Raw genomic sequence first — 15268 nt, 5'->3', positions numbered from 1 at the left:
CTTCACTGAATGCTCAGAGCAAGGGCCGTGCCATCGGTTTTTTATTCTGAAAAAAGTCGCTGCTTTATTGTTATTTCGACTGTTTTGATCCCATTTTCATTGGGCGTGCAACCGTCTAAACCGCGGAAGGTGAAACCATTTATTTTTAAAGGCGCAACCCCGGCGCGCCATCATTGCAACCGCGGCGCCAAACGACGTGCAACCAGCCTGTAACAACGTGCGTCACCGAAGTGCACACTCCTGGTGCGGGACTGCTACAACCCGCACCTTTTACAGGCTAGTCGCTGCGCGAAAAAGCGCCGCTTTCAGCAACAAATTTCAACAATCAAATAACGATCCGCAAGCACTGGCCTGCGTGATACAGCGAGAATCCGGCCTCGTACAAACAGCTGCGCAATCCCGCGCCCGCCAATGGCTGCATGGGTGCAAAGGGAATCGGTAGCGCTTGAGGATTACCGTCACACAAATAATCGGCGAAGGCTTTGCCGACCACAGTGCCCGTCGTGACGCCCCGGCCGTTGTAACCGGTGACTGCCACTAAACCGGGCGCCGGCTCGAACAAACGCATCAAATGATCGGGAGTGAAGGCAATGCAACCGGTCCAGGTGCACTCCCATTCCACCGGTTTGAGGTAGGGGAAATAGTGCTGCTGAACCCGGTCGGCCCAGGCCTTGAGGAACCAGGTCGGCTTCTGATTGCCATTACCGAGACTGCCCAGCAGCAGACGACCGTCTTTATCTCGACGAATACTGCTGAGGACCTGACGGGTGTCCCAGGAGCCTTGGCCACCGGGGAGAATTTGCTGCGCAGCCTCTTCGGTCAGCGGGACCGAGGCCACTTGATAGTAGTAACCGGGGAAGAAATTGCGCCGCAACTCTGTCCAGTCACCTTCGGTGTAAGCATTCGAGGCAATCACGACTTGCTCGGCAAGCACCGAGCCCTGAGCGGTTTGTACCGACCAGCGTTGGCCCTGACGTTCGAGCCGGGTCACCGGGGAATGATCGAACACCTGACCGCCGAGCCCGATGGCCGCTTTGGCCAGCCCCGTCGTGTAAGCCATGGGGTTGATCGTGCCAGCACGTCGATCGAGCAGTGCAGCGGCAATCTTTTGGGTGCCCGTTGCCTGTTCGCATGCCTGACCGGTCAGCAGTTCGACCGGCGCGCCGCGACGCTTCCATTGTTCCTCACGACTGCGCAAGTCCGCTTCGCCACGGGCGTTGTGCGCCATGTGCAGCGTGCCTTCGCGACGTAATTGGCAATCGATGTTGTATTTGTCGATCAGGCTGAACACCAGGGACGGTGCCGCACCCAGCATGCGATTGAGCTGGCTGCCGATCGCCTCACCGAAACCGGCTTCGATCTCGTCCGGTGGAATCCACATTCCGGCATTGACCAGCCCGACGTTGCGCCCCGAACCGCCATGACCGGCGCGATGGGCTTCCAGTACGCAGACGCTTTTGCCTTTTTCCAGCAGATGCACCGCCGCCGACAGACCGGTGAAACCGGCGCCGATGACGCAGACATCAGCCTTAAACTCGCCGTTGAGCAACCCGTTGTCAGGCCTTTGCGGCGTCAGTTTTTCCCACAGACACTCTTCGCGTAACGGCATTGCCAGACTCCAATCAGAAACCTAACAAACAACAAAGCAAAAGCTTCGCGGGCAAGCCTCGCTCCTACAGGGTCGTGCTGTCCATGTAGGAGCGAGCGGTGCGGCGATCCGACTTGCCCGCGAAGAGGCCCTTCAGTCAAACGTAATGCCCTGAGCCAACGGCAACTCCAGCGAATAGTTCACGGTGTTCGTCTGACGGCGCATGTAGCCGCGCCATGCATCGGAGCCGGATTCACGACCGCCGCCCGTTTCTTTCTCACCGCCAAACGCCCCGCCGATTTCCGCGCCGCTTGGGCCGATGTTGACGTTGGCGATGCCGCAGTCGCTGCCCACCGCCGACATGAACTGCTCGGCTTCACGCACGTCAGTGGTGAAAATGCACGACGACAAGCCTTGTGGCACGGCGTTGTTCAGGCGCAAGGCCTCGTCGAAATCCTTGTAACCGACCACGTATAGAATGGGTGCGAAGGTTTCGCTGCAGACCACATCGCTCTGCTCCGGCATTTCAACGATGGCCGGCGAGACGTAATAAGCGTTAGGAAATTGGTCTTCCAGTTGGCGCTTGCCGCCGAACACCCGGCCGCCTTCGCTCAAGGCCTGCTCAAGCGCATCCTGCATGTTTTCGAAGCTGTGCTTGTCGATCAGCGGACCAATCAGGTTGCCTTCCAGTGGGTTGCCGATGCGCACTTTAGAGTAAGCGGCTTTCAGGCGGGTGACGATTTCTTCTTTCACCGATTCATGGGCAATCAGACGGCGCAGCGTGGTGCAACGCTGACCGGCGGTGCCGACGGCGCTGAACAGGATTGCCCGTACGGCCATGTCCAGGTCGGCGCTTGGGCCGAGGATCATTGCGTTGTTACCGCCCAGTTCCAGAATGCTGCGAGCGAAACGTGCGGCGATTTTCGGCGCCACTTCGCGGCCCATGCGGGTGCTGCCGGTAGCGCTGATCAGCGCGACACGCGGGTCATCGACCAGGGCTTCGCCGGCATCGCGACCGCCGATGATGACTTGGCTCAGGTGCGGTGGCGCGTCGCTGAAGTTCTTCAGTACGCGGTCGAACAGCGCCTGGCAGGCCAGTGCGGTCAGCGGGGTTTTTTCTGACGGTTTCCAGATCACCGGGTTGCCGCAGACCAGCGCCAGTGTGGTGTTCCAGGCCCAGACCGCGACCGGGAAGTTAAAGGCGCTAATGACGCCAACGATGCCCAGCGGATGCCAGGTTTCGCGCATGTGGTGGCCAGGACGCTCAGAAGCGATGGTCAACCCGTACAGCTGACGGGACAAGCCGACAGCGAAATCGCAGATGTCGATCATTTCCTGAACTTCACCCAGACCTTCCTGAGTGATTTTGCCGGCTTCCCAGGACACCAGCTCGCCGAGGTCGGCCTTGTATTCACGCAGGATATCGCCCAGTTGACGAACCAGTTCACCACGACGCGGCGCCGGGACCTTGCGCCACAGTTCGAACGCATGATCTGCACGACTGATGTGCTGCTCGACTTCAGCGGCACCTTCCCAGTTCACGGCGGCAATCTGGCTGCCATCGATCGGCGAATGCACCGGCACTTTGCCGTTCTGGTACAGGGCCGGGTTCACACCAAGACGATCAAGCAATGCGGCAACCATGGGTCACTCCTCAAGCGAAAAACAGAATGTGTGCAGCCGGAAAATCACGACTGATCAGACCTGTAGTTTTAGCGCTCCGGAGGTTACCCAACAAACGACCTTTAAGAGAGATATCATTCCGTTTATTCATGCTGCGAATTGCTGATAAGAAAGAAACAAGAAAAAGGACAACCCATGCTGAATAAACGCTACCTGCCATCGATCACCGCACTGCAGTGTTTCGAGGCAGTAACCCGGCATTTGAGCTTCACTCGGGCCGCCGAAGAGCTGAACCTGACCCAGAGCGCCGTCAGCAAACAGGTCGCGCAACTCGAAGAATTGTTGCAGCACCTGCTGTTCCGCCGGGTGCGTCGACGCTTGCAAATGACTCCGGCCGGTGACTTGTACCTGGTGGAGGTACGAAAAATCCTCACACAGGTCGAGATGTCGACTCACTACCTGCGCTCCTACGGCGGTGATACCGAGGTCCTGCGCGTCTCCACGCCTCCGACCTTCGGCGCTCGCTGGCTAGTGCCACGCTTGAAGGGTTGGCGTCTGCGCCATCCCTCGATCCATCTGGACTTGTGCAGCGAGCACGAAGCCGACGATCTGCTGCAAGGTCGCAGCGACCTGGCGTTCTACTTCGGCCAGGGCTCTCGACCCGGCACTGAGTGCCTGAAGCTGTTCGGCGAAGAGCTGGTGCCGGTCTGCGCACCGGGCAGCCTGCCGGACACGCCGTTCACCGATCCTACGCAACTCACCGACCTGGTCCTGCTGCAAAACGCCTCCCGACCCCAGGCCTGGCACGACTGGTTCGACAGTCAGGGCTATCACACCGAACACAGCTACCACGGCCCGCGTTTCGAAACCTTTTATATGTGCATCCGTGCAGCCCAGGTCGGCTGCGGAGTGGCGCTGTTGCCGCGATTTCTGGTGGAAGAGGAATTGGCCGACGGCAAACTGGTCATACCCTGGAAGCACGCGATGCCCAGCACCGATGCCTACTACCTGGCGTATCCGGAGCATTCAGCAGAAGTGCCGAAAGTGCGGGATTTTGTGAAGTGGATGCTGGAGCAGATTGATAGTCCTGCGGCAACTTAAGAGCACCGCAATTTCTGTAGCAGCTGGCGAAGCCTGCGTTCGGCCGCGAAGCGGTCGCCAAAGAACAACAAGGTCCACCTTAAGAAACGATTCGACTGTTTTTTGCGAGTGCTGCGCACTCGAACGCAGCCTTCGGCAGCTGCTACAAATTGCGATACCGCTAAGCCCTGGTCAAAAAACGCTGGCAATCCCCACCTCTGATATGCGCCACTAGCCCCATTCATTGAAACAGCTGCAACGTCGCTACCACAGGCCGCGGCCAGCCTGGAGAACCCCGTTATGAGCGAGAGCGTGTTTGGCGATCGCATCGTGCAGAACCTGCTCGACACCGACTTCTACAAACTGACGATGATGCAGGCGGTGCTCCACAACTACCCGAACGTGGAAGTCGAATGGGAATTTCGTTGCCGTAACAGCGAAGATTTGCGCCCGTACCTGGCGGAGATTCGTTTCCAGATCGAACGCCTCGCCGAGTTGAGCCTGAGCGCCGACCAGTTGAGTTTCATGGAGCGCATCAGCTTCATGAAGCCGGACTTCCTGCGCTTTCTCGGATTGTTCCGTTTCAATCTGCGCTACGTCCACACCGGCATCGAAAACGGCGAGCTGTTCATCCGCCTGCGCGGGCCATGGCTGCACGTGATCCTGTTCGAAGTGCCGCTGTTGTCCATCGTCAGCGAGGTGCGCAACCGCTATCGCTACCGTGAGGTCGTGCTCGAACAGGCGCGCGAGCAGCTCTATCGCAAGTTCGACTGGTTGACTGCCAACGCCAGCGCAGACGAATTGTCTGAACTGCAGGTAGCCGATTTCGGCACTCGTCGTCGCTTCTCGTACCGCGTGCAGGAAGAAGTGGTGAACGTGCTCAAGCACGATTTCCCCGGACGCTTCGTCGGCACCAGCAATGTGCACCTTTCACGGGAGCTGGACATGAAGCCGTTGGGCACCATGGCCCACGAATGGATCATGGCCCATCAGCAACTCGGTCCGCGGCTGATCGACAGTCAGATTGCCGCCCTCGATTGCTGGGTCCGCGAGTACCGCGGCCTATTGGGGATCGCCCTCACCGACTGCATTACCACGGATGCCTTTCTCAGCGATTTCGACCTGTACTTCGCCAAGCTCTTTGACGGTTTGCGTCATGATTCCGGTGATCCGGTGCTCTGGGCTGAAAAGGCCATCGCTCACTATCACAAGCTGGGCATCGATCCAATGAGCAAGACGCTGGTGTTCTCCGACAGCCTGACGCTGCCCAAGTCCCTGGAGATTTTTCGGGCATTGCGCGGTCGGATCAATGTCAGCTTTGGCATCGGCACCAACCTGACGTGCGATATTCCGGGTGTCGAACCGATGAGCATCGTGCTTAAAATGGCCGCCTGCAACGGCCAGCCCGTGGCAAAAATTTCCGATGAGCCTGGCAAGACTCACTGCAAAGACCCGAATTTCGTCGCCTATTTGCGACACGTTTTCAAAGTACCTGCCGCCCTTTCCAGTACATCCAGCATTTCTAGCAAGGAGTGAATTCATGCAAGCCGAACAGCGTGAGATTGCTGAACAGCTCAAGGTCCAGCCGCCGTTCGCCGACCAGGCCGCCCTCGAGGCTGAAGTCGCCCGGCGGATTACCTTCATCCAGGATTGCCTGGTCAATTCCGGGCTCAAGACCCTGGTACTCGGCATCAGCGGCGGCGTCGACTCCCTGACCGCCGGCCTGCTGGCCCAGCGTGCCCTGCGCGAACTGCGCACGCGCACCGGCGACAACAGCTACACGTTCATCGCCGTGCGCCTGCCGTACGAAACCCAGTTCGACGAACACGACGCCCAGGCCTCGGTGGACTTCATCGCCCCGGATGAGCGCCACACCGTGAACATCGGCCCGGCGGTAAAAGCCCTGGCGAACGAAGTAGCGGTGTTTGAAGGCAAGCATGCGGTCTCGGTGGATTTCGTGCTGGGCAACACCAAGGCGCGGATGCGCATGGTCGCCCAATACACCATCGCCGGCGCGGCCCAGGGCCTGGTGATCGGCACCGACCACGCGGCGGAAGCCGTGATGGGCTTCTTCACCAAATTCGGTGACGGCGCTTGCGACCTCGCGCCCCTGAGCGGTCTGGTGAAAAACCAGGTCAGGGACATCGCCCGCAGCTTCGGCGCGCCGGAGTCGTTGGTGGAAAAAATCCCGACTGCCGACCTTGAAGACCTGTCGCCGGGCAAGCCGGACGAAGCGTCCCACGGGGTGACCTACGCCGAGATCGACGCCTTCCTGCACGGCGAGCCGGTGCGCGATGAAGCATTCAAGATCATCTGCGACACGTACAAAAAGACTCATCACAAGCGGGTGATGCCGTTTGCGCCTTGATTGAGCGAACAACAGGCACAAAAAAAGCGTCCAGTGGACGCTTTTTTTATGAGTTCAATTTGATTATTTCAGGACAACAGTGCCTTTCATCATCGAGATGTGGCCTGGGAACGAGCAGAAGAAGCCGTACTTCTCGCCAGCATCGAGCTTCGACACGTCGAAGGTCACCGAGTCGGTTTCCTTGGCGCCGATGATTTTGGTGTGGGCGATGACGCGTGCGTCGCCTTCAGGCAGGTAACTCTTCTCGATGCCTGCGGCCAGGCCAGCGGTGGCGATCGGCTGCATATCGGCTTCTTTGCTCAGGACCCAGTTATGACCCATGACGTTTTTCGGCAGATTGCCGGAGTGTTTCAACTCCACGGTGAACGTCTTGCAGCTCTTGTCGATACTGATTTCCTTGGTATCGAAGGACATCTGGTCAGTGGAGTCAACGGTGACTTTGCACTCGGCAGCCATCAATTGGCTGCTGGCCAGTGTCAGCAGGGATACCGCAACAAGTTTGGCAAACATGGTGAATCTCCAAGGCAGGGTTAACAACAGTGCGAATGGACAGAAGACTGCCTGAAAACCTCGCAAGTTCCTATGACCTGAATCATAAATTGTATACAACTTTCGGGCTATGACACCTATCGAAACAATCTACCAGCCAGACGTCTGGGGCGGCCCTATCATCAGGTCGTCATCACTCATCTGGAACTGTCATGTCCCTTAATAGCCTGTTGTGCAGTTTGCTCGCCGCCTACGCCTGTGGCGCCAGCGGTACCTATGAAACACCTAAACGCGAAGTTTAGACCTTGGAACGCCGCGTGCCTGCCTTTACTCTGTGGCCATACTGACCGTGGAGTAAGGCATGTCTTTAGCGTCCGTTTGTGTATTTTGCGGTGCCAGCACCGGCACCCACCCGGCTTATCGTGAAGCGGCTGTCGCCCTGGGGCGAGCATTGGCCGAGCGCAAGCTGACCCTGGTCTATGGCGGCGGTGCCGTCGGGCTGATGGGCATCGTCGCCGATGCTGCGCTGGCGGCCGGCGGTGAAGTGATCGGGATCATCCCGCAAAGCCTCAAAGACAAGGAAATCGGTCACAGCGGCCTGACTCGTCTGGAAGTGGTCGACGGCATGCATGCGCGCAAGGCGCGGATGGCCGAGCTCAGTGACGCCTTTATCGCCCTGCCCGGCGGCCTGGGCACGCTGGAGGAACTGTTCGAAATCTGGACCTGGGGCCAGCTCGGTTACCACGGCAAACCGCTGGGGCTGCTGGAGGTGAACGGTTTCTATAGCAAATTGACAGATTTTCTCGATCATATCGTCGGCGAAGGCTTCGTTCGCGAACCGCACCGTGACATGCTGCAAATGAGCGAATCGCCGCAAACCCTGCTTGATGCACTGGACGCCTGGCAACCCTCGGTACCGCCAAAATGGGCCGAGCAAAAACCCAGCTAACCGCTGGGCATCGATACAGGGCAGAATATGCGCCGCTCAACCTCACCTTCGACCCCAGAGGATCGCCCATGGCTAAACCCAATTATTCCTTCGCCAAACGTCAGAGAGACTTGGCCAAGGAGCAGAAGAAAGAGGAAAAGCTTCAGCGCAAGAAAGCTACAGCTGAAGAAGAAGCCGCCGCACTGAACCCGGATGCAGAAGGTGAAGTGGCCGCAGAAGATGATGTTGAAACACCGAAAGATCAGGCGCCCGACGCCTGAGACCCTCAGGGCCCGATGATCTGATCAGGCCCACCGGATCTGTGTCCAGGGTCAGCAGTCACGCTGCTGACCCTCACAGGCCAATCTGAAATACCTCCAGTCCAGAAACTAATTGCACATCCCTAGTTAATCCAGTGGCATTACGGTGACACGGACTTCGGGGTCATGGTTGCCGCCGCCCAAAATCACCCCACGCAACGGCGAGACATCGGAGAAATCCCGGCCCCAGGCCAACGTGATGTGTTCCAGCGCTGGTCGCACGTTGTTGGTCGGGTCGAAATCCACCCAGCCGAGCACCGGACAAAAGACTGAAACCCAGGCATGTGAAGCATCGGCGCCGATCAGCCGCGGCTGGCCCGGTGGTGGCTGGGTCAGCAGGTAGCCACTGATGTACCGCGCCGCCAACCCACGGGAGCGTACGCAGGCGAGCATCAGGTGAGCGAAGTCCTGACAAACGCCGCGCCGGCGCTCCAGCACTTCCACCAGCGGCGTCGCCACCTGAGTCGCTTCGGCATCGAACGTGAACTCGCTGAAGATTTTCTCCATCAGCGCCTGTACACCCAGCATCAGTGGCCGACCCAGTGGAAAGCAGCTTTGCGAGAACTCGACGAAGTTGCGCTTCAAATGCACATAGGGCGATTCGAACCGGTAACGACACGCTTCCAGCAATTGCGGGGAAAGCGGCTGACTGCTGTAGGTCAGCGCGTTGCGGGTTTCTTCCCACGCGGGGGATTGATTGAAATCCAGCGCCGGCCGAGCCAGCACTTCGACGGTGAGCCGGGCATTGACCAGCAATTCATCGTGCGGCCGCTCGAACGCCAACCGGGTCAGCGGATTGCCGAACACATCCAGCTCATCGCGGCGCGAAGTCGGGTCGGGACTGATCTGCAGTTGCTGCTCGGTGCAACGCTGCCAGGCACAGGCCCGTGGCCAAAGGTGCGCGAGTTGCTGGGCCAGGGACACCGGGCTGTCGTAGTGATAATGGGTGTCGTGGAGAATCTGGTAGTGGGCGCTCATTATACGGACACCGTGCGCTGGCTAACGTCATCGACATGGGCGAAATGGCGCAAGGCCAGACGATCCGACACTTGCCCGCTGGCGTCGGCGATTTCTTGCAACAGGTCGGCCAGCCCCTCAATGGCCGCCCGAACGCTGGCTGCGCCGAACAGCGGGTTGTCCAGGCATCCCAGATCGAACTGTGCCAAGCGTTCCACCCACTGTGGCAACCCCACTTCACGAGGCGCGCCGAAGTCATCATTCAAGCGCTTCAAGGTACGAGTCACCAGTTTCAACTGGAACAACACGGCGTGGGGGTTCTGCTCGTCGAGCAGCAACAGGTCGAGCACCGGAATCAGTTGCGCCACCGCCAGATACCGCGAACGGTAAGTGATGCTGCTGTTGCCCAGCTCCAGCAGCCATTCCAGTCCGGCCTGATCGAAAGTACCGGCACCGCGCAGAAATGCCGCCAGGCTGGCGCTGAGAAATTGCAGACGTTCGATCCGGCGGCCGATCATCAGGAAGCGCCAGCCTTCATCCCGGGTCATGTCGTCGAGGGCGAAACCGGATAACGCCGCCAGGGACATCACCAGACGGTTGAGGAAATCCAGCAATTCGCCGAAATCCGGCTCTTCCGTTTCCAGCTCCATGGCCTCGCGTTGCAACTCCACCAGCGCCTGCCAGTTTTCCCGCGAGAGCTTGCCGCGCACTTGCGAAGCAGCCCACTGCAAACGTTGCAGGTTGGAGCGCAGGCTGAAAGGCCAGTCGTCGCCGAGCAATGCGGCCAGCAAGCGTTCCGGCAACTCGCCTTCATCGGGCAACAACATCAACCGTTCGCCCAGATCCACCGCCGCCTCCAAGGCTTGCGGGTCATCGCCATCGACATAACGCGCCAGCATGATCCGCAATAACCGCGCACTGTCATCACAGCGCTCGCAGTAACGCCCGAACCAGAACAGATTTTCCACCACCCGCGACGGCAGATACGGATCGCGTCTCACCAGGTCGTGCACGCCGATCGGGCGCTGGGTTTTCCATTGCTCACCGCTCGGCGGGCGATCGCCCAACACCCAGGTGTCTTTGCTCGCACCACCGCGCTGCATCGACACCACTTCGGCGTCAGCCTCGGCCGCAACGCGGGTGAGGCCGCCGGGCAGCACCCGATAGCCATCACGGCTGGCCACTGCGTACACGCGCATGCCGATGGCCCGGGGTTGCAGATGACCCTCTTCAGCCTGCCAGATCGGGGCTTGAGAGAGCTGGGCCAATTCTTGCGCGACATAGGCATAAGGCCGAGCCTGCATGCGCTCGGCCAGTGCCTCACGCTGTTTTTCACTCAAGTCGCGACCAAACACCGGAGCGAAGCTCTGTGACGGAAAAGCCGGCTTGATCAACAACTCCGGCAATTTTTCCAGGGCCTGAGCCAGCACCGGCGCTTCACCGCACCACCAGGTTGCGATGGAGGGCAGGATCAATTCTTCGCCGAACAGGAATTGATTGATCCTCGGCAGGAAGCCCAGCAATCCCGGCGACTCCAGCACGCCGCTGCCGAGGGCATTGGCCACCAGCACTCGCCCTTGGCGTACCGCCTCCAACAACCCCGGCACGCCAAGGGCCGAATCGGTGCGCAGCTCAAGCGGGTCGCAGAAGTCATCGTCGAGCCGCCGCATGATCGCGTGGACCCGGCGCAATCCGCTCAGGGTTTTCAGGTAGACCGTAGCGTCGCGCACCGTCAGGTCACCGCCCTCTACCAGTGGATAACCGAGCTGGCGCGCCAGATAGAGGTGTTCGAAATAGCTTTCGTTGAAACGTCCCGGTGTCAGCAGCACGATCAGCGGCGCGTCGTCATCGCTCGGTGCCTGACGTGCCAGGGTTTCCTGAAGCGTGCGGAAGAACCCGGCCAGGTGCTGCACTTTCAGGTCGCGGTACAGCTCGGGAAAGGCCCGGGACACAATGGTACGGTTTTCCAAGGCGTAACCGGCACCGGACGGCGCTTGAGTCCGGTCCGCCGTGACCCACCAGCGACCGTCAGGCGTACGCGCCAGATCCACGGCATACAAATGCAGAAAAGCCCCTTCGGGCGGCGTGATGCCCTGACAGGGCCAGAGGAAGTTGTTGTGACCGAAAACCAGCTCGGCAGGCAGCAAACCTTCGGCGATTAACCGCTGCGGCCCGTACAAATCTGCCAGCACCGTATTGAGCAAGCGTGCCCGCTGAGCGATTCCGGCCGATAACTGCTGCCATTCATCAGCCGCAATCACGTGCGGTAGCAAATCGAGCTCCCACGGCCGATCGGCCCCCTTGAGATCGGCGTAGACGTTATAGGTCACGCCGTTTTCCTGGATCTGCCGTGTCAGCAGGGCCTGACGCTGCACCAATTGTGTTGGCGTGCTGCGCTGCAATTGGTCGAACAACCGACGCCAATGCGGACGCACGGCGCCGCTGTCGTCGAGCATTTCGTGATAAGTGCCCGCCGTCAGCGGGTAGCGGTCAAGCAGGTCAGGCATGGAAAGCTCGGCAGACAGCAAAGAACGGTCAGACTAACGCAGGCTCATGACGCCCGGATATACGAAAAATCCGAGCGTCGCGTACGGTTTAGAAACGTCGTAAATCGAGAGTCATCGGTAGCTCGTCGTTAATTTCCATATTGGGTATAGGAAGTTTCCCCGGCGTATGTCCGATGCGGAAGAAGCGCGCCATTCGGCGGCTCTCCGCCTCATTGGCGTTCACCGGCAAGCTGTCGTAGTTGCGTCCGCCCGGATGGGCAACGTGGTACTGACACCCACCCAGCGAGCGCTGCATCCAGGTGTCGAGCAGGTCGAATACCAGCGGCGCATGGACCGGGATGGTCGGTTGCAGGCAGTTGGCCGGTTGCCAGGCACGAAATCGTACGCCTGCCACAAATTCGCCAACCCGTCCGGTGGGCTGCAAGGGCACCGCAATGCCGTTGCAGGTCAGCACGTAACGCTGGGGTGGCAAGCCCATGAGTTTGACCTGCAAGCGTTCAAGCGACGAATCCACGTAACGCACCGTGCCGCCGACCGCGCCCTCCTCTCCCAGCACATGCCAAGGCTCCAGCGCCTGGCGCAATTGCAGTTCTATGCCGCTGACCGCGTAATCGCCGACCTTGGGGAAACGAAACTCCAGATGCGCCGCAAACCACTCGGCCCGTACCGGATAACCGGCGGCATTAAGGTCGACGATAACGTCGGCGAAATCCTGTTCGATGAAGTGCGGCAACAAGAACCGGTCGTGCAATTCGGTACCCCAGCGCGCCAACTTCGGCGGTGCATAGGGCTCACGCCAGAACCGAGCCACCAGCGCCCGCAGCAACAACTGCTGAGCCAGGCTCATGCGCGCATGGGGCGGCATTTCAAATGCGCGCAATTCGAGCAAACCAAGACGGCCGGTAGCACCGTCCGGTGAATACAGTTTGTCGATGCAAAACTCGGCACGATGGGTGTTGCCGGTCACGTCGATCAGCAGGTTGCGCAGCAACCGATCCACCCGCCACGGCGCGCACTCCTCGCCCGGCTCAGGCATCTGGGCGAAGGCGATTTCCAGTTCATACAACGCATCGTTGCGTGCTTCGTCGACCCGTGGCGCCTGAGACGTCGGGCCGATGAATAATCCCGAAAACAGGTAGGACAAGGACGGGTGGTTATGCCAGTAGCTGATCAGGCTGCGCAGCAAATCCGGACGGCGCAGAAACGGTGAGTCAGCCGGTGTCGCGCCTCCCAGTACGAAATGGTTGCCGCCGCCGGTGCCGGTATGCCGGCCATCGATCATGAATTTCTCGGTGGTGAGTCGGGTCTGGCGCGCTTCTTCGTAAAGAAATTCGGTGCGCTCGACCAGTTCATCCCACGTGGCAGACGGCTGCACGTTGACCTCGATCACACCCGGGTCGGGCGTGATGCGGAAGTTGCTCAGGCGCGGATCGCTCGGCGGCTCATAGCCTTCCAGCAACACCGGGCAATGCAACTCCTCGGCGGTGGCTTCGATGACGCTGACCAGTTCCAGGTAGTCCTCGACCCGCTCCAGCGGCGGCATGAACAGGTACAACCGTCCTTCTCGTGCTTGCGCGCAGAAGGCTGTGCGGGTCAGCCAGTCGGCAGATTCGTCGATCTTTGGCGTGCGTTCATCAGCCACCGCAGGCTCGCCTTGGCTCTGAAGCTGCGCAGTGTCGGGCAGTGCGGGGAAATCCTGATTCGGGTCCACAGAATGAATGAACGGGTACTCCGACGCCTTCACCCAAGGCTGCGAGCCGAGCGGCAAGCGATAGCCCAGCGGCGAGTCCCCCGGTACCAGTCGGCAGTGTTCGTCGCGCAGATACCATCGACCACTCTGCCATTGATCACCCTTGGCGGTGCGCGCCAGCGGCAGGACCTGACCGATGACCTTGTCCAGGCCCTGGCTGAAGACTTTGCGCAGGCGCGCACGCTCCAAAGGCTCTTCAAGACGTGAGTCTTCGGCGCTGACGTTCTGCGGCAAAGCGCCTTCGCGCCAGAGGTAATAGAAATTGTCTTCGTAGGCCGGAAATACAAACCGTGTGGGAATTTTCAGGCGCTCGGCGACACTTGCCAGAAAACGCCCGGCCAACTCGTCATTGGCCTCGTAGTCTTGCTGCTCATCGGCAATCAACGCGCTGTTGTGCCAGATCGGCACATCGTCGCGGCGCCAATAACAGTTCAGCGACCAGCGCGGCAATTGCTCGCCGGGGTACCACTTGCCCTGACCGAAATGCACCAGTCCCTTTGGCGCGTAGTGCTTACGCAGGCGCTGGAACAATTCAGCGGACAGACGCCGCTTGTCCGGCCCGAGCGCAGCGGTGTTCCATTCGGCACCGTCCGGATCATCGATGGATACGAAGGTCGGTTCACCGCCCATGGTCAGGCGTACGTCACCCTCGAGCAGGTCGGCATCGATCTGCCGACCCAAGGCCTGGATCGCCAGCCACTGGTCTTCGGTGTAGGGCTTTGTCACCCGCGGTGCTTCCCAAATCCGCTCCACCGACATTTCGTGGGTGAATTCGCACTCGCACGGTTCAACCAAGCCACTGACCGGTGCCGCAGAGCCCGGATCGGGGCTACAGGCCAACGGAATGTGTCCTTCACCGGCAAACAGCCCTGACGTCGCGTCCAGGCCGATCCAGCCAGCACCGGGCAAATAGACCTCGCACCAGGCGTGCAGGTCGGTGAAGTCCACGTCAGTGCCCGACGGGCCGTCGAGGCTTTTGACATCAGCGGTGAGCTGAATCAGGTAACCGGAGACGAAACGCGCCGCCAGACCGAGGTTGCGCAGCAGTTGCATCAGCAACCACGCGGAGTCGCGGCAAGAACCGGAGGCATGTTCCAAGGTGTGTTCGGGGGTTTGCACACCCGGCTCCATGCGGATCAGGTAGCCGATGTCTTCGCTCAGGCGCTGATTGAGCGCGACGAGGAAATCGACACTGGGCAGAGGCGTGCGGTCGATACCGTCCAGGTAAGCCTTGAACTTTGGCGTCAGGGGCAAGGTTTCCAGGTACGGCGCCAGCTCTTTGCGCTCATCCACGGCGTAATCGAAAGGGATCTTTTCGGCGTAGGGCTCAAGGAAGAAGTCGAATGGATTGAAGACCGCCATCTCCGCCAGCAGATCGACTTCGATCCGCAGTTCATCGGTTTTCTCCGGGAACACCAACCGCGCCAGGTAATTGCCCTGCGGATCCTGCTGCCAGTTGATGAAGTGCTGCTCGGGAGAGACTTTCAGCGCGTAAGAAAGTATCCGCGTGCGACTGTGGGCCGCCGGGCGCAGACGAACGATCTGCGGACCGAGCTCGACGGCGCGGTCGTAGCGGTAATGCGTGACGTGGTGCAATGCGACATGGATCGACACGGCGTGCCTCCTGCGAGCCTGGACGTAATCGAAAGCGGCGCAAG

General features: G+C 59.9%; 11 protein-coding genes. 5 read left to right on the top strand and 6 right to left on the bottom strand.

Going from position 1 to position 15268, the window contains the following annotated elements:
* Nucleotides 1-325 precede the first annotated feature (325 nt).
* On the bottom strand, nucleotides 326-1609 hold the full coding sequence (locus QK293_RS08400) for an FAD-binding oxidoreductase (protein ID WP_282376716.1): 1284 nt from the start codon (nucleotides 1607-1609) through the stop codon (nucleotides 326-328).
* 132 nt (nucleotides 1610-1741) lie between these two features.
* The gene (locus QK293_RS08395; protein ID WP_282376715.1) at nucleotides 1742-3232 is read right to left on the bottom strand and encodes an aldehyde dehydrogenase family protein; all 1491 of its coding nucleotides are present in this window, start codon (nucleotides 3230-3232) and stop codon (nucleotides 1742-1744) included.
* Between the two features lie 174 nt (nucleotides 3233-3406).
* Between QK293_RS08395 and QK293_RS08390 the strand changes: the two genes are divergently transcribed.
* From QK293_RS08390 to nadE, 3 genes are all read left to right on the top strand, one after another.
* Nucleotides 3407-4312, top strand: a complete 906-nt coding sequence (locus tag QK293_RS08390; protein WP_282376714.1) for a LysR substrate-binding domain-containing protein — start codon at nucleotides 3407-3409, stop codon at nucleotides 4310-4312.
* Between the two features lie 279 nt (nucleotides 4313-4591).
* Nucleotides 4592-5827, top strand: coding sequence for a nicotinate phosphoribosyltransferase (gene pncB / locus QK293_RS08385; RefSeq protein ID WP_282376713.1), 1236 nt, complete (start codon nucleotides 4592-4594; stop codon nucleotides 5825-5827).
* 4 nt (nucleotides 5828-5831) lie between these two features.
* Nucleotides 5832-6659 carry an ammonia-dependent NAD(+) synthetase gene (nadE, locus tag QK293_RS08380; RefSeq protein WP_282376712.1) on the top strand — a complete coding sequence of 276 codons (828 nt, stop codon included), beginning with the start codon at nucleotides 5832-5834 and terminating at the stop codon, nucleotides 6657-6659.
* A 63-nt stretch (nucleotides 6660-6722) separates the two neighbouring features.
* Here the strand turns inward: nadE and azu are convergent, their stop codons facing one another.
* A complete protein-coding gene (gene azu, locus QK293_RS08375) occupies nucleotides 6723-7169 on the bottom strand; it encodes an azurin (protein WP_282376711.1) in 447 nt (148 codons plus the stop codon).
* Nucleotides 7170-7509: 340 nt separating this feature from the next.
* On the opposite strand from azu, the gene QK293_RS08370 reads away from it, so the two are divergent.
* Both QK293_RS08370 and QK293_RS08365 read left to right on the top strand, forming a co-directional pair.
* Complete coding sequence (locus tag QK293_RS08370; RefSeq protein ID WP_282376710.1) at nucleotides 7510-8097, top strand: TIGR00730 family Rossman fold protein; 588 nt, start codon at nucleotides 7510-7512, stop codon at nucleotides 8095-8097.
* 68 nt (nucleotides 8098-8165) lie between these two features.
* On the top strand, nucleotides 8166-8357 hold the full coding sequence (locus QK293_RS08365) for a hypothetical protein (protein WP_046044817.1): 192 nt from the start codon (nucleotides 8166-8168) through the stop codon (nucleotides 8355-8357).
* 126 nt (nucleotides 8358-8483) lie between these two features.
* On the opposite strand, the gene QK293_RS08360 is transcribed toward QK293_RS08365, so the two are convergent.
* The 3 genes from QK293_RS08360 to QK293_RS08350 all read right to left on the bottom strand — a co-directional run bounded on the left by QK293_RS08360 (nucleotide 8484) and on the right by QK293_RS08350 (nucleotide 15224).
* Nucleotides 8484-9374 carry a transglutaminase family protein gene (locus QK293_RS08360; protein ID WP_282376709.1) on the bottom strand — a complete coding sequence of 297 codons (891 nt, stop codon included), beginning with the start codon at nucleotides 9372-9374 and terminating at the stop codon, nucleotides 8484-8486.
* A complete protein-coding gene (locus QK293_RS08355; protein ID WP_282376708.1) occupies nucleotides 9374-11860 on the bottom strand; it encodes a circularly permuted type 2 ATP-grasp protein in 2487 nt (828 codons plus the stop codon). Before QK293_RS08355 ends, QK293_RS08360 begins: the two co-directional genes overlap by 1 nt.
* An 88-nt stretch (nucleotides 11861-11948) precedes the next feature.
* Entirely contained in the window at nucleotides 11949-15224 is a 3276-nt protein-coding gene (locus tag QK293_RS08350; RefSeq protein WP_282376707.1) for a transglutaminase family protein, read from the bottom strand.
* Nucleotides 15225-15268 lie beyond the last annotated feature (44 nt).

The organism is Pseudomonas sp. AL03, from assembly GCF_029960815.1.
Lineage (GTDB): Bacteria > Pseudomonadota > Gammaproteobacteria > Pseudomonadales > Pseudomonadaceae > Aquipseudomonas.
The sequence above is the reverse complement of the archived record's forward strand: the minus strand, read 5'-3'. Positions and strand labels throughout refer to the sequence as shown.